Origin of the sequence: Marichromatium bheemlicum, assembly GCF_012276755.1 — a bacterium.
Classification (GTDB): Bacteria; Pseudomonadota; Gammaproteobacteria; order Chromatiales; family Chromatiaceae; genus Marichromatium; species Marichromatium bheemlicum.
In genome coordinates, this window is sequence record NZ_JAAXKX010000009.1 from 43,313 (window position 1) to 56,639 (window position 13,327).

The following is a 13,327-nucleotide window of genomic DNA, read 5'->3' on the forward strand; positions in this document are numbered from 1 at the left end:
GCATCACACAATTCGCCCGGGCGCTCCCCGAGCCACACACAACCCGAGCAGCACCATGGCCGCAGAAGAGCTGATCACCAGCGCCCAGCGCATCTCCACCATTCTCAGCGACATGAATCACCGCCTGCTGGTGGTCAACGTCCGCATCGATCCCGACGGTCCGCTGTTCGCCTCCTCGCTGATCCGGCTCGACAGTACGCAACGCACCCTGTTTCTCGACGAACTCCACCCCGAGGAGGGACACCACCAGGTCAGTCAGGCGCATCAGATCCGCGTCTATGGCAACCTGCGGGGGATCGCCATCCGTTTCTCGACCCAGGTCGCCGACATCCTCGAGGAGGATGGAATCGCGCTTTATGGCTGCCCCTATCCCGAGGCGCTCAATTATCTACAGCGCCGCGAGATCTTCCGCGCCCCCCTGCCCTTCGGCGAGATCCGCCGTGTCCATCTGCACCATGTCAACTCGAGCGACACCCTCAGCGGTCGACTGCTCGATCTCTCGGCCAAGGGCTTCTGCCTCGAGGTCGACTGGAGCGATATCGCCCGTCTCGAGCCCGGCACCCTGCTGCATTACACCGGGATGCAGCTACCGATGCTCAACACCCCGTTGACCGGAGAGGCGGTCTTGATCAATAGCCGTCCTGTGGCCGAACCCGGACGCTTTGCGGCCGGCTTTCGCATCGTCAACCTCGACCAGGGCACCGAGCGCGCACTGATGCGCGCGACCCTGCACTATCAACGCGAGGCCCGCAAGGTCGCCGTCTAACCCGCACCGACGTCCCCGATGAGCGCACCCATCCCCCCCAAACCAACAGCGCTACCACCACGACCCAACCTCTCCCCTCAGGGGGCTCAGGGGGCTCAGGGGGCTCAGGGGGCTCAGGGGGCTCAGGGGGCTCAGGGGAGCCAAACACAGTCCTTGGTCCAGACCCAATCCCTGGCACGACTCAGCACGCCCGATCTCACACCGATTCGCAGCGGCGCGCTCACTCAGGTTGCAGAACGGCTCACCCCCGCTACCATGCACGGCGGCGGCTCAAACACCACGCGCCAGGCGCAGACGACGCAGCAGCCCCAAGGCGCCTCCCCCCACCAGCCGATGCGTCAACCCCTAGAGTTGACCCTGGGTCTGCGACTCGAACTCAAGCTCGAGTCCACTACGGCGCGTAGCACTACCACAACCGAGACCATCGCCCGGATCCGCCCCGCCGGTGGGGATTCGGTCTGGTCAGCGCCCGTGCGTCTACAGCTGTTGATGCCCGGCAACAGTCGCCCACAGGGTAGCGCTCCAGCCGCCGCCGGGACCGCTCCCCCCACCCCGACCACACCGGTAACCGCTGAGGTCATCGCACTGCGCCCCATCCCGACCCTGCGCCTGCTCCCCGCAACCGGCACCCCGACACCCGGCGGCGGTGTGGTGATGACGCACGACTGGGTGGTTCAACAACTCAGGACCCACCTCCCCCAGGCGCAAGCACTCGCCGAGGGTCTCGGTCACTGGGTTCAACGGCTAAGCTCCCCTACTCCAGCCAGCCCCAAGGGGCTCGCCCCCGACAGTGGTGCCGCCACCGATCCACTCATGGCCCGCCTCACTCGACTGCTCAACCGCTTGCCGGACAGCGCCACATTGACCGATCCCGGACGCCTGCAGCAAAGGGTTGAGGGCTCAGGGATCTGGCTCGAGGCCCGACTGGCACAGCTTGCGCACACCCCAGGCGCCACCACCACCCTCGCTGATGACCTCAAGGGACAGTTATTACAAATTGCCGAGCAACTCAGACGACACCACCAGGATCAGGTAACCGCCGATGCAGCACAGCGCAGCCTGCTCTCGAGCGCCGCGAGCAAGGCCCTGGAGAAAGAAGCCGAAGGGATGCTCAAACAGCTCATCAGCCTTCAGCTACAACCACTGGAGCAGCCGGCTGAGCAACCACGCTGGGTGCTCGAGCTGCCTTATCGTGAGGGCGGGGGTGTGAATACGGTCCAGGCCGAGATCGAGCGTGAACGAAGACCAGAAGATGCCGAGGAGGCCGGCTGGACCATCCGCCTGCGGCTGGACCTGCCCGAACTCGGCCCACTCGCCATTCGTCTTACCTTCAAAGAGCAGCAACTGCGTGCCAGCCTCGTGGCCGAGCAGGCAACCACCGCAGCATTACTACGTCATCAGTTACCGCTGCTGCGCCACCAACTCGAGGCACGCGAACTCGAGATCGCCTCTCTACATGCCGGTCAAGGGCGTACCCCGGACCCCGCACGACCGGTTGGCCCCCTGTTCAGCGAGCAGGCATGAGCAGAGACGACGAACTGCGTGAGCAGACCCCAGGCAAGGCAGTGGCACTGCACTGGGACACGCGTAACGCACCTCGCATCACCGCCTCCGGACAAGGCATCACCGCCGAGCAGATCGTGCGCATCGCCGAGGCACACGACATCCCGCTGCACGCCGATCGCCAGCTCACCGAGGCACTGGCGCAGATTCCAATCGGTGACGAGATTCCACCGGAACTCTATGTCGCCGTTGCCGAGGTCCTGGCATTCGTGTTCGCGCTCGCCGGCATCGATCCCCGCCCGTCGACCTCAGAGGAGGCGACGGATTGACGATGCCGCAAGTCCTCAAGTCCTGGTATCGGACAGTCGATCTTGGGGCCGATCGTCACCGAGCCCGTGGCCGTGCAAACCGAACAACAACTCGAGTTCGGCATCGGTCAGGGCACAGAGTCGGCGCACCTGTTCGCGATTTTGACCACTGCGGATGAGCTTGATCGCCTGGGCGTAGGGACTCTGATCGGCGTCCCGCATGCGCATCTCGAGACGCATCTCCTGCTGCTGATCGGCCAGGCGCTCCAGGGCATTGACCAGCATCATCCGATCCTGACCACGATGAAAACTTTCACCCGCGATGACCCGGAGATCGCGATGCAGGCTCTGCAAGGCTGGGTCCAGACGCCCTAATTCACGGCGCAACCGCCGCAACTCGCGCCCGAGATAGACGCAGGCGGCGAGCGCAAGGGCCGCTAGCAACACGGCCACCATGGCCAGGATTTCCGCCAGACCGATCAAGGGGATATGGACTCAGCAACAGCCGGGGGCGGTGAGCGTGGGTGTTCTCCCCCCGATCAGACTAGGCATATTCATCGATGAATCCTCGACGTTTCCTGCGGATCGGCTGCTGAGGTTGCTGCGCGCCCCCGTGTAGTCGCGGTGGCTTGCCATCCGCGCGGCGCCGCTCACCCTGGCGGCGTTCGCCTTGGCGCCGCTCGAGCAGGCGCCGCTCCTGCGAACGGCGTTCCTGGGAACGCGGAGCACCAACACGACGCTCCTGCGTGCGCCGCTCCTCAGCCCGGCGTTCGAGATGACGCCGCTCACCACGACGCCGCTCACCCTGACGTCGCTCGCGCCGCTCACCCTGGCGACGTACCAGTGGGCTCCAGAGCGATGCTGCCTGTCCCTGGTCCTCATCCGAATCGCGCCCCCTGAGTCCTGATTGGACGGGCAACGTCGGCTTGATCGGATCACTCATACTTCCCTCCTGAACCGCCGCACTCCCTGGGGCAGGACCATGCTCGCCGCCCTATCGACTCGACTCAGCCGACGCTGCGCACCAATTCCCACTCGTCATCGGAGAGCAGCTTCTCGAGGCTGATCAGGATGGTCAAGCCATCTTCGGTACTGGTCACCCCGAGGATGAACCGACTGCTCTGATCGTTGCCCACTGCGGGGGCCGGATCGACCGAATTGGCATCGATCTGCACCACCTCGGCAACAGCATCGACCAGGATGCCGACATTCTGGTTGTCGATGTCGATGATGACGATACGCGAGGCATCGTCAGGGGTGCGGGGCGGCAACCCCATGCGTCGGCGCGCATCGATCACGGTGACCACGTCACCACGCAGGTTGATGATCCCGAGGATATAGTCCGGGACCCCGGGCACGGGGGCGATCTCGGTGATCTTGAGCACCTCCTGGACCTGCAGCACATCGATGGCATAGGTTTCCTCTGCCAGGCTGAAGGTCACGAAGGAGGAGGAGGTACCTACGCTATTGGTCTGGGTGTTTGGTTCGCTCATGGATTCCTCGCCTTGATGTCCGGCGGTCACGCACTGCCGGAGGTCATGCTGAATGATGGTCGGCAGCGGCGCCCGGATCAATCCCCGGACGCGGCCCCGGGTTCGCCCGCACCGGGAACATGGTCACGCTTGAGCCACTCGGGCTCGACCCGGGTGTCGGAACGCGGCGGTGGCCCAGGCAGCACCACGATGGCCACGCGCCGATTACGTGCCCGCCCCTCAGGGGTCTCGTTGGAGGCAACGGGCTGGAATTCACCATAGCCGATCGCCACCATGCGTCGTGGATCGACGCCATTCTGTGCAAACAGATTGACCACCGTCGCCGCACGTCCAGAGGACAACTCCCAGTTCGAGGGATAGATCGAGTTACCGATCGGTAGGTCGTCGGTATGCCCCTCGACATGCACGCGCGAATCGCGCTTGGCCAATACCTTGGCCACCTCTTCGAGCACGGGCAACGCCCCGGGTTCCAGGGTCGCCGAGCCGCTGAGAAACAACAGGCTGGTGTTGATCTCGAGTTCGAGCCAATAGGCCTGGCGATCGACCTGGATGCGTCCGTCCTCGATCAGTCCGCCCAGCGCACCCTCGATCTCGCCGGCCATCTCGCCGATCTCGCGCAAGACTTCGCGGCGGCGTGCATCCGGCTCGGCCTCGAGCAGCGTCCGCACCGCCACGTCGGCCGAGGAGTCGGCCATATCGATCAACGGATCGAGCAGGGCCGGGTCGAGCATCGACAGGCTGGCGTTGAATGGAGCCAGCGAACGACGCACCTCTTCGCCGATCAGCGCATCGCCGATCAGCGGATCACCGAGCTGCACCGGCGCCACCTTGGGTTCGACGCCAAAGGCCTGCTCCATGGAGTCCGACAGCACCCGGTACTTACCGGCATCGACGCTCGAGACCGCATACATCACCACGAAGAAGGCCATCAGCAGGGTCACTAGATCACCGTAGGGGATCGCCCAGGCCTCGTGGTTGGCATGCTCTTCGAGTCTGCGTCGCCGCGTCATGGGGCCGCCTCAACGCTGGATGAAACCGCTTAGTTTGTTCTCGATGTTGCGCGGATTCTCACCCTCAGCGATTGCCACCAGGCCCTCGAGGAGCATCGTCTGGTAATTGACACGCGCCTGGATCAGGCCCTTGAGCTTGTTCGAGACCGGCAGGAACAACAGGTTGGCCGAGGCAATCCCATAGATGGTGGCCACGAAGGCCGCTGCGATCCCCGGCCCCAGTTTGCTCGGATCGGCAAGGTTCTGCATCACCGCCATCAATCCCATCACCGCACCGATGATCCCCAGCGTCGGGGCATAGATGCCCATGCTCTCGAAGACCTTAGCACCCTGCAGATCGAAGCGCTCGCGGTTATCGAGGTCGGACTCCAGGATCTGTCTCAGCACCTGCGGTTCGGTGCCATCGACGAGCAACTGCAACCCCTTGCGCACGAAGGGATCAGACTCCTCGTCGGAGAGCGCCTCGAGCCCGAGCAGCCCCTCGCGCCGTGACAGGTGCGCCCAGTCGACGAGTCGTCGAATCATCGACTGTGGGTCCAGTCGCGGTGTCAACACCACCCAGGGCAGGATACGCAGGCCGTGGCGGAACACCGGTAATCGGGCCTGGACCAATGCAGCCCCCAAGGTCCCGATCACCACGATGGTGAAGGCAGCAAGGTTCCACAGTGCACCGAGACCACTGCCCTTGGCGATGGACCCTCCGACCACGGCCACGAGACCCAACAGGATCCCGAGCAGGGTCAGGATGTCCAGCTCAACAGAGGCTTTTGACGAGCGCCGGCCCGACATCCTGCAATGCCAGCACCTGATCGGCCAATCCGGCCTCGATCACCGCAGCCGGCATCCCGAACACCACCGAACTGGCAGCATCCTGCGCCCAGATGCGAGCCCCTTGTTCCTTGAGGGCACGCGCGCCCTCTCGTCCATCGGCCCCCATCCCGGTCAGGATCACCCCTAAGACCTGGGCCCGCAACGCGGCCACGGCGGAGGTGAAGGTGATATCGACACTGGGTTTGTAGATCGTCCCGGGCGGGCTGTCGATGATCCGCACCCGTGGCTGCCCCCCCCCTTCGAGCACCAGCTGCATTCCTCCGGGGGCAAGCAACGCCACCCCGGGTTTGAGCACATCGCCATCGGCCGCCTCGCGCACCTCGATCTGACAGAGGTTGTTGAGACGATCGGCAAAGGCCGGAGTAAAGCTCGCGGGCATGTGCTGCACCACCACGATCGGGAGTGGAAAGCGCCCCGGCAGGGCCTTGAGCACCTCTTGTAACGCAACTGGCCCACCGGTCGAGGTGCCGATCAGCAACGCCCGCAGCGAGCGCAGCGATTCACCTCGCACGCTACTCGAGGAGCGGGGCGCAGACGCGGCCGGACTCGGTGCCTGAGTTGGCGTTGAGGGAGCAGGGCTCGAGGGCAGCTGACGCGACTCGGTGCGAGCCGGCGAGCGGGCCACGGCCGAGGATCCGCCGCGCCCCCGGGCGAGGGCCCGGACCCGCCGGCGCAACAGCATCTTGGCGCTGTCCTCGTCCTTGGCCATCTCGCTGAAGCGCTTGGGCAGGAAGTCCATCGCGCCGGCGTCCAAGGCATCGAGGGTGGCGGTCGCACCATCCGTAGTCAGGGTCGAGAACATCAGGATCGGGCGGGGTGACTCGGCCATGATCCGGCGTACCGCGGTGATGCCATCCATCACCGGCATCTCGATGTCCATGGTCACCACATCGGGCTTGAGCCGCTTGACCACCTCGATGGCCTCACGACCATCACCGGCGGTACCCACGACCTCGATACCGATATCGGCATTCAGGATCTCGACGATCCGACGCCGGAAGAAGGCGGAATCGTCGACGACGACAACCTTGAGCGGCACCGATCAGCTCCCCGTCGCCATGGCCGACTGTTCGAGATCGCGACGACCACCGAACTCCGAGCGCCCCATCACCTTGAGCAGCTCGGGGACATCGAGGATCAACGCGATACCACCGTCGCCGGTGATGGTGGCCCCCGCAAGTCCGGAGACATGACGCAACCCGAGACCAAGCGGCTTGATCACCACTTCCTCCTGTCCGACCAACCCGTCGACAACCAGCCCAACCTTACGCTGTCCGACCTGGACCACCACCACATGGGCCTCGCCTCGCGTGGCCTCGACACGCTCGGGACGAACCCAGCGACCGATGTGATAGATCGGCAGTGCGTGATTGCGCACCACGATCGCCTCCTGATCGTCGACGAAACGGCTGCGCGAGAGATCGAGGTCCAGGATCTCGGAGACCGAGGCCAGTGGAATGGCGAAACGACGCTCGTCGAGGATCACCATCAGCGCCGGCAGGATCGCCAGGGTGAGCGGCAACTTGACCTGCAGCAGGGTGCCACGCCCGAGTTCGGAATCGATCTCGACGGAGCCGTTGAGCTGGGCGATACGGGTCTTGACCACATCCATGCCGACACCACGTCCAGAGACATCCGAGATCGCCTCCTTGGTGGAGAAGCCAGCCATGAAGATGAGGTTGAAGGCATCACGATCGGAGAGCCGCTCGGCCATCGACGGCTCGAGCAACCCCTTCTCCACTGCCTTCTGACGCAACACCTCGGGATCCATCCCACGCCCGTCGTCCTCGATGGTGAGGGCGATGTGATCGCCTTCTTGGGCTGCGCCCAGGGTCACGCTGCCGCGCCGCGACTTACCCGCGGCCTCACGGACATCCGGCATCTCGATGCCATGATCGACGGCATTACGGATCAGGTGTACCAAGGGATCGGCCAGGGCCTCGACCAGGTTCTTGTCGAGGTCGGTCTCCTCGCCATAGGTCTGGAAGTCGATCTCCTTGCCAAGCGAACGCGAGAGGTCGCGCACCACCCGCGGGAAGCGACTGAAGACCTTCTTGATCGGCTGCATGCGGGTCTTCATCACCGCCGCCTGCAGATCGGCTGTGACCAGGGCGAGCGAGTTGATCGCCTTGGAGACCTCGTCGTCCTCGGTCTGCGAGCGCAGCATGCTCAGCCGGTTGCGCACCAACACCAGCTCGCCGACCAGGTTCATGATCTCATCGAGACGATTGGTATCGACCCGCACCGAGGTCTCGGTCGGGGTCGATGCCTGTTTGACCGCACGTGCCGCCGCTGCCGCCGCACTACTACTGGACTGGGCCGGCGCTGGCTTGGCGGGTGCGGGGGAGTCGCTAGGGGGCGACGCAGAGGCCGGTGCCTCCGCGACAGCCGGCTTGGGCGTCGGCGAGAAGGCGCCCTTGCCATGGAGCTGATCGAGCAGGTTCTCAAACTCGTCGTCGGTGATGAGGTCATCGCCCTGCCCCGCGTCCGCTGGGTGCTCCGGCGTCTCATCAGCGGCGCTGGGGGGGGCGGCCTGGGATACCGCCGCGTCGGACTCGACCACGTCCGGCTCGGCTAGCGCGCCGGACGGACCACCGAGGGCGTCGAGTAATGCCTCGAACTCCTGCTCGGTGATCTCATCATCGCCCTCGGTGGCAAGCTCGGCCGACACCGGTTCCGGGGACGGCACCGGAGACTCTGGAGGAGGCTCCGGCACGGCAGCCACGGATGGGGGCGCCGGTGGAGCGGGCGGGGGCTCGGGGGCCGGCGCGGCAGCAGGCGAGGCCAGCTGCTCGAGCTCGGTGATCAGCTCGGGGGCGGCCGGCTCGGGCTCCCTGCCCGCCTGCAGATCGCCGAACATGACATTGAGCACGTCGAGCACCCGCAACACCGTATCCATCAGCTGGGCGTCGACCTGACGTTCGCCGTTGCGCAGCAGATTGAAGACGTCCTCGGCATGGTGGCAAACCGAGACCAGTGCGTTGAGGTTGAGAAACCCCGCTCCGCCCTTGATGGTGTGGAAACTGCGGAAGACCGAGTTGAGCAGGTCCCGGTTGGTCGGATCCTGCTCCAGATCGATCAGTTGCTCGTTCAAGCCTTCGAGCAGCTCGCCGGCCTCGACCAGGAAATCCTGAAGAATTTCGTCATTCGGGTCGATTGGCATTCACCTTATCCTCTGAACTCGATGGGCTCGGGCAACTAGAAGCCGAGACTGGACAGCAGGGCGTCGACGTCGTCCTGACCCGAGACAACATCCCCCATGTCGTCGTTGGTGTTGGGCACTGCCGGACCCACGGACCGCGCGGGGGAGGTCTCGGTTTCGGGGGCTGGCGTTTGCTCGGGGGCGGTCTCGGCAGGAGGTGTACCGGCCCTTCCCTCCATGCGTCCGCTCGAGAGCCGAATCAAGCCGACCAGGTTCTCCTCGACATCCTGCACCAGCCGGATGACCCGCCCGATGATCTGGCCGGTGAGGTCCTGGAAGTCCTGGGCCATCATGATCTCGGACATCAGCGAACGCAGCCGCTCGGTCTCCTGACCGGTGGCGGTGAAGAAGTCGTCGAGTTCACGTGCAAACTCGCGAAACTCCTCGAGCGAGAGTTCGCGCCGCCGGAACCGTCCCCAACGCTCGGAGAGCCGCACCGCGTTATCGTGCACCTGTTCGGCGATGGGCAACCCCTCGTCGATCGCGTTGAGGGTGCGATGCGTGGCCTGTTCGGTCATGGTCACGACATAGGAGAGCCGCTCCTTGGCGTCCGGGATCTCATCCTGGGTGATCTCGACCAGACGCGAGTCGCCACGAAAACTCTGCAGTGCCTCGTGCAGTTCTCGGGTGAGCTTGCCGAGCTCCTCGAACAGCTCGCGCTCGTAGGGGAGACGCAGCTGCTGGAGGATCAGGCGGGCGCCGTCCTCATCACCGTTCTGGAGGTGCTCGACCAACTGCTGCGCCAGGCCCAGCTGCGCGGTCAAACGTGTTTCGTCATTGTCCATCGATTGTTCCCAGGCCAAACGAAAAGGTTACCCTTGGCGTGAATGGGCCATCTGGAGGCATGCCGGACGAGCCGGGTTCGCGTGCACCTCCACGCGCACCGGCGGTGACGTGACAGCGGGTAGCGCTGCAAGGCCGCGGTACGGGGCATCCGCTCAAGACCAGTCTAGCCAGCGACCCGCTCGAAGATCTTATCGATCTTTTCTTTCAGTGTCTCGGCAGTAAAGGGCTTGACGATGTAGCCATTGACCCCGGCCTGGGCGGCCTCGACGATCTGCTCACGCTTGGCCTCGGCGGTCACCATCAGCACCGGCAGCTCCTTGAGTTCGGGGTCGGCGCGCACCTGGCGCAACAGTTCGATCCCTTCCATGTTGGGCATGTTCCAATCGGTGATGAGGAAGTCGAAGCCGCCCCCTTTGAGCATCGGCAACGCCGTGGTGCCGTCATCGGCCTCCATGGTGTTATTGAACCCCAGCTCACGCAGTAGATTCTTGATGATGCGTCTCATCGTGGAGAAATCATCCACGACGAGGATCTTCATGCCTTTGTCCACACTGAACTCCCAGTGTCAATTGTCGGATTTATCGATCACAACAGCGACTCACTGCCCCCGTCGGTCCAATCGGCCAGGCGCGCGCGCAACCGGTGCACCGCTTGACTACGGATCTGGCTGACACGTGACTCGGTGATCCCGAGTACCGCGCCAATCTCACGAAGGTTCAGCGCCTCGTTGTAGTACAGATTCATGACCAGGCGCTCGCGCTCGGGCAATGCCCCCAGTGCCTGGGCCAGGGCAACGCGGAACTGTGCCTGCTGCAGCTGATCGGGGGGCGCCTCCTCGGTGCCCGGCAACCAGCGCTCGGCATCCATCTCCGGCCCCCCCAGGTCCTCGATGCCGAGGACGTTGGCGCTCGCACTGTCCTGCAGCATCGCGTGATAGTCGGTCAGCCCGATCTCAAGCTCGGCGGCAACCTCGGCGTCGCTCGCAGCGCGGCCCTCGCGCGTCTCGACCACACGGATCGCCTCGGCGATACGGCGGGTGTTGCGGTGGACCGAACGTGGCGTCCAGTCCGCCCGGCGCAGCTCGTCGATCATCGCACCACGGACACGGATGGTCGCATAGGTCGCGAAGGTCGCCCCCTGCCCTGCCTGAAACTGGCGGGCGGCCTCGATCAGGCCCACCATCCCGGACTGTACCAGGTCATCGAGCTGGACCGATGGCGGCAACCGCGCCGCCAGATGGTGAGCAATGCGGTAGACCAGGTCGACATTGGCCGCGACCAGCTCATCGGGCCGGTCGATCAGGCTAGGATACCCCTGCAATGGACGTTTCGGGGCCATCAGGCACTTTGCAACATCCGCTCGACGAAAAAGCCGATCCCGCCCAGGTCGGTCTCGGCGATGGGCCAGCGCTCGACCCGGTTCGCAAGCTCGGAGAAGGCACGCCCCGAGGGGCTGCTCGGATACAGATCGACCACCGGCCCACGCCGCTGCACCGCACGGCGCAGGCTGTCATCGAGCGGGATGATCCCGGATGCCTCGAGCATGACCTCGGGCAGGTATTGGGCACACACCGTCGAGAGCTTGCGTACCAGCCGCCGACCGGCCTCGGGCGACGTTAGCATGTTGCAGACCATGCGGAAACGACGCAAGCCATGATCCTGGTGCAACACCTTGATCAGCGCATAGGCGTCGGTGAGTGAGGCCGGCTCGTCGCAGACGACCACGATGACCTCTTGCACCGCCCTGCAGAAGGCGGTGACCGACTCTTGCACCCCAGCCGAGGTATCGACGATGAGGACATCGAGCGGCTGACGGTAGGAGCTGAAGGCACGGATCAGCCCGGCGTGCTCGGCCGGGGTGAGGTTGGCCATACTGGCGATACCCGAGGCCGAGGGGATGAGCTGCAGCCCCTGCGGCCCCTGTACCAAGATCTCGTCGAGCCCCTCGACCCGCCCCTCGACCAGGTCGTGCAGGGTCTTGGTCGGGCGCAGCCCGAGTAGCAGGTCGGCATTGGCCAACCCCAGATCAGCGTCGAACAGCATCACCCGCCGTCCCAGGCGCGCGAGCGCCACGGCGAGGTTGACCGAAACGTTGGTCTTACCGACACCGCCCTTGCCACTGGCAACGGCGATGGTCCTGAGCCGGCGGCTAGGCGATTGCATGGGCAGGTGTCCTGAAGGGCAAGACCGACTCCAGAACCATGCCGCCCTGTTCAGCAGATGCCCGTGCCGGCGCCGACATCGCGTTCATTGCCAGCGCATCGTGTGGAGCGCGCGCGCCGGCGGCCGACGCGGCCATGGTGTGGGCCCGCTCCTGGAGCGCCAGCCGGGTGAGATAGAGTGTATCGACCTTGTGGAAATCTTCGGTCATGCGTTGACCATCACTGTAAAAAATCAAACCGAGCCGCTGTTCCATCAATACGGACAGGGTCTCGCCGAGCTGTTCCGTCTCGTCCACCTTGGTCAACACCAGGGCCGAGGGTTCGCTCGACTGGAACGCCTCGAGCACCTGTCTGAGCACCATCGACTGATGGGTAGCGGCAATCACCAGCCAGGTCTCGAGCTCGATGCGCTCACGCACCTGCGCGAACAATCGGCGCTCGGCGGCATCGCGTGCAGCATGCCCGGCCGTATCGATGAGAATCAGTCTGCCATCACCGGCGCGACTCGACAACGCCGCCAGTTCATGTTCGCTCTCGAGCAACATCACCGAGACCCCGGCCATCTGGCCGAATGCCTGCAACTGCTTGTAGGCGCCAATGCGCTGGCGGTCAAGTGAGACCAGGCTGACCGAGTCACGCCCCATGCGCCGGATCTGGCGCAGCGCCAATCGCGCCAAGGTAGTAGTCTTACCCACCCCAGTCGGTCCCACCAGCGCCAGCATTCCCCCATGATCGAGCACCGGCGAGTGCGCTGTCGGGATCGCCGCCGAGAGCCGCGCGCGCAGCCGCGACCAGGCGCTCTCCACCGAGGTCTCCTCAAGGATCCCGCCGGCGAGGCTACGGGCGAGCTTGTCGGTGAAGCCGCAATCGGTCAGTCGTCCCACCAATTCGGCAGCGAGCGGATGGCGGGCGGCCCAGCGCGCCGCCTCGCTGGCATTCTGGTGCTGTACCAACAGGCTGCGCAGGTCGCAGAGTTCACGACGCATCGCCGCGATCTCGGGGTCGGTGGGCAGGGTCGCGGTCGCTGGCGCGGCCGGGCGCGACGCGCGTGCCTCTGGCGCACGCTCGCGGCGCGGTGAGCGCGTCGGCACCGTGGGAGCCGGGGCGGCGGCCTGCTCGCCCTCATCGAGCGCGGCGATCACCTCCAGCATGCCATCGACCCGCCGACTCGACAGGATCACCGCATCCGGCCCCTGCAACTCGCGCACCTGACGCATCGCGTCGCGCATGTCCCGTGCCGTATAGCGCCTCACACTCATGGTCGTAC

General features: G+C 65.0%; 15 protein-coding genes. 3 read left to right on the forward strand and 12 right to left on the reverse strand.

Annotated elements, in window-relative coordinates; genetic code table 11:
* Positions 1-55: 55 nt before the first annotated feature.
* The 3 genes from HF203_RS08115 to HF203_RS08125 all read left to right on the forward strand — a co-directional run bounded on the left by HF203_RS08115 (position 56) and on the right by HF203_RS08125 (position 2,598).
* A complete protein-coding gene (locus HF203_RS08115; RefSeq protein ID WP_168668501.1) occupies positions 56-766 on the forward strand; it encodes a flagellar brake protein in 711 nt (236 codons plus the stop codon).
* Positions 767-1,099: 333 nt separating this feature from the next.
* Positions 1,100-2,290, forward strand: a complete 1,191-nt coding sequence (gene fliK / locus HF203_RS08120; RefSeq protein ID WP_168668503.1) for a flagellar hook-length control protein FliK — start codon at positions 1,100-1,102, stop codon at positions 2,288-2,290.
* A complete protein-coding gene (locus HF203_RS08125) occupies positions 2,287-2,598 on the forward strand; it encodes an EscU/YscU/HrcU family type III secretion system export apparatus switch protein (RefSeq protein WP_168668505.1) in 312 nt (103 codons plus the stop codon). Before fliK ends, HF203_RS08125 begins: the two co-directional genes overlap by 4 nt.
* Before the next feature lie 15 nt (positions 2,599-2,613).
* On the opposite strand, the gene HF203_RS08130 is transcribed toward HF203_RS08125, so the two are convergent.
* The 12 genes from HF203_RS08130 to flhF form a co-directional block, all read right to left on the reverse strand.
* Positions 2,614-3,033: a DUF2802 domain-containing protein gene (locus HF203_RS08130; protein WP_168668508.1), complete on the reverse strand. Its 420-nt coding sequence runs from the start codon at positions 3,031-3,033 to the stop codon at positions 2,614-2,616.
* Between the two features lie 88 nt (positions 3,034-3,121).
* On the reverse strand, positions 3,122-3,520 hold the full coding sequence (locus HF203_RS08135) for a hypothetical protein (protein WP_168668510.1): 399 nt from the start codon (positions 3,518-3,520) through the stop codon (positions 3,122-3,124).
* 64 nt (positions 3,521-3,584) lie between these two features.
* Complete coding sequence (locus HF203_RS08140; protein WP_168668512.1) at positions 3,585-4,070, reverse strand: chemotaxis protein CheW; 486 nt, start codon at positions 4,068-4,070, stop codon at positions 3,585-3,587.
* A 77-nt stretch (positions 4,071-4,147) separates the two neighbouring features.
* Entirely contained in the window at positions 4,148-5,080 is a 933-nt protein-coding gene (motD, locus tag HF203_RS08145) for a flagellar motor protein MotD (RefSeq protein WP_168668514.1), read from the reverse strand.
* Positions 5,081-5,089: 9 nt separating this feature from the next.
* Positions 5,090-5,833, reverse strand: a complete 744-nt coding sequence (locus HF203_RS08150; protein WP_168668649.1) for a flagellar motor protein — start codon at positions 5,831-5,833, stop codon at positions 5,090-5,092.
* 1 nt (position 5,834) lies between these two features.
* Positions 5,835-6,950: a chemotaxis-specific protein-glutamate methyltransferase CheB gene (locus tag HF203_RS08155; RefSeq protein ID WP_168668516.1), complete on the reverse strand. Its 1,116-nt coding sequence runs from the start codon at positions 6,948-6,950 to the stop codon at positions 5,835-5,837.
* A gap of 3 nt (positions 6,951-6,953) precedes the next feature.
* Entirely contained in the window at positions 6,954-9,074 is a 2,121-nt protein-coding gene (locus HF203_RS08160) for a chemotaxis protein CheA (protein ID WP_168668518.1), read from the reverse strand.
* A gap of 35 nt (positions 9,075-9,109) precedes the next feature.
* Positions 9,110-9,898 (reverse strand): protein phosphatase CheZ, encoded by a 789-nt coding sequence (locus HF203_RS08165; protein ID WP_168668520.1) that lies wholly within the window; start codon positions 9,896-9,898, stop codon positions 9,110-9,112.
* 164 nt (positions 9,899-10,062) lie between these two features.
* Positions 10,063-10,437, reverse strand: a complete 375-nt coding sequence (gene cheY, locus HF203_RS08170; protein WP_210424690.1) for a chemotaxis response regulator CheY — start codon at positions 10,435-10,437, stop codon at positions 10,063-10,065.
* A gap of 47 nt (positions 10,438-10,484) precedes the next feature.
* Positions 10,485-11,240 (reverse strand): RNA polymerase sigma factor FliA, encoded by a 756-nt coding sequence (locus tag HF203_RS08175; protein WP_168668651.1) that lies wholly within the window; start codon positions 11,238-11,240, stop codon positions 10,485-10,487.
* Complete coding sequence (locus tag HF203_RS08180; protein WP_168668524.1) at positions 11,237-12,061, reverse strand: MinD/ParA family protein; 825 nt, start codon at positions 12,059-12,061, stop codon at positions 11,237-11,239. The genes HF203_RS08175 and HF203_RS08180 overlap by 4 nt, the downstream gene beginning before the upstream one ends.
* Positions 12,048-13,319, reverse strand: a complete 1,272-nt coding sequence (gene flhF, locus HF203_RS08185; protein ID WP_168668526.1) for a flagellar biosynthesis GTPase FlhF — start codon at positions 13,317-13,319, stop codon at positions 12,048-12,050. Before flhF ends, HF203_RS08180 begins: the two co-directional genes overlap by 14 nt.
* Positions 13,320-13,327: the final 8 nt, after the last annotated feature.

Excerpts from the sequence above, each read along its gene's own strand:
- HF203_RS08180 (WP_168668524.1), bottom strand. The coding sequence starts at position 12,061 with ATGCAATCGCCTAGCCGCCGGCTCAGGACCATCGCCGTTGCCAGTGGC.
- fliK (WP_168668503.1), top strand. The coding sequence starts at position 1,100 with ATGCGTCAACCCCTAGAGTTGACCCTGGGTCTGCGACTCGAACTCAAG.
- motD (WP_168668514.1), bottom strand. The coding sequence starts at position 5,080 with ATGACGCGGCGACGCAGACTCGAAGAGCATGCCAACCACGAGGCCTGG.
- HF203_RS08115 (WP_168668501.1), top strand. The coding sequence starts at position 56 with ATGGCCGCAGAAGAGCTGATCACCAGCGCCCAGCGCATCTCCACCATT.
- HF203_RS08165 (WP_168668520.1), bottom strand. The coding sequence starts at position 9,898 with ATGGACAATGACGAAACACGTTTGACCGCGCAGCTGGGCCTGGCGCAG.
- HF203_RS08140 (WP_168668512.1), bottom strand. The coding sequence starts at position 4,070 with ATGAGCGAACCAAACACCCAGACCAATAGCGTAGGTACCTCCTCCTCC.
- cheY (WP_210424690.1), bottom strand. The coding sequence starts at position 10,437 with ATGAAGATCCTCGTCGTGGATGATTTCTCCACGATGAGACGCATCATC.
- HF203_RS08160 (WP_168668518.1), bottom strand. The coding sequence starts at position 9,074 with ATGCCAATCGACCCGAATGACGAAATTCTTCAGGATTTCCTGGTCGAG.
- flhF (WP_168668526.1), bottom strand. The coding sequence starts at position 13,319 with ATGAGTGTGAGGCGCTATACGGCACGGGACATGCGCGACGCGATGCGT.
- HF203_RS08135 (WP_168668510.1), bottom strand. The coding sequence starts at position 3,520 with ATGAGTGATCCGATCAAGCCGACGTTGCCCGTCCAATCAGGACTCAGG.
- HF203_RS08130 (WP_168668508.1), bottom strand. The coding sequence starts at position 3,033 with ATGGTGGCCGTGTTGCTAGCGGCCCTTGCGCTCGCCGCCTGCGTCTAT.
- HF203_RS08125 (WP_168668505.1), top strand. The coding sequence starts at position 2,287 with ATGAGCAGAGACGACGAACTGCGTGAGCAGACCCCAGGCAAGGCAGTG.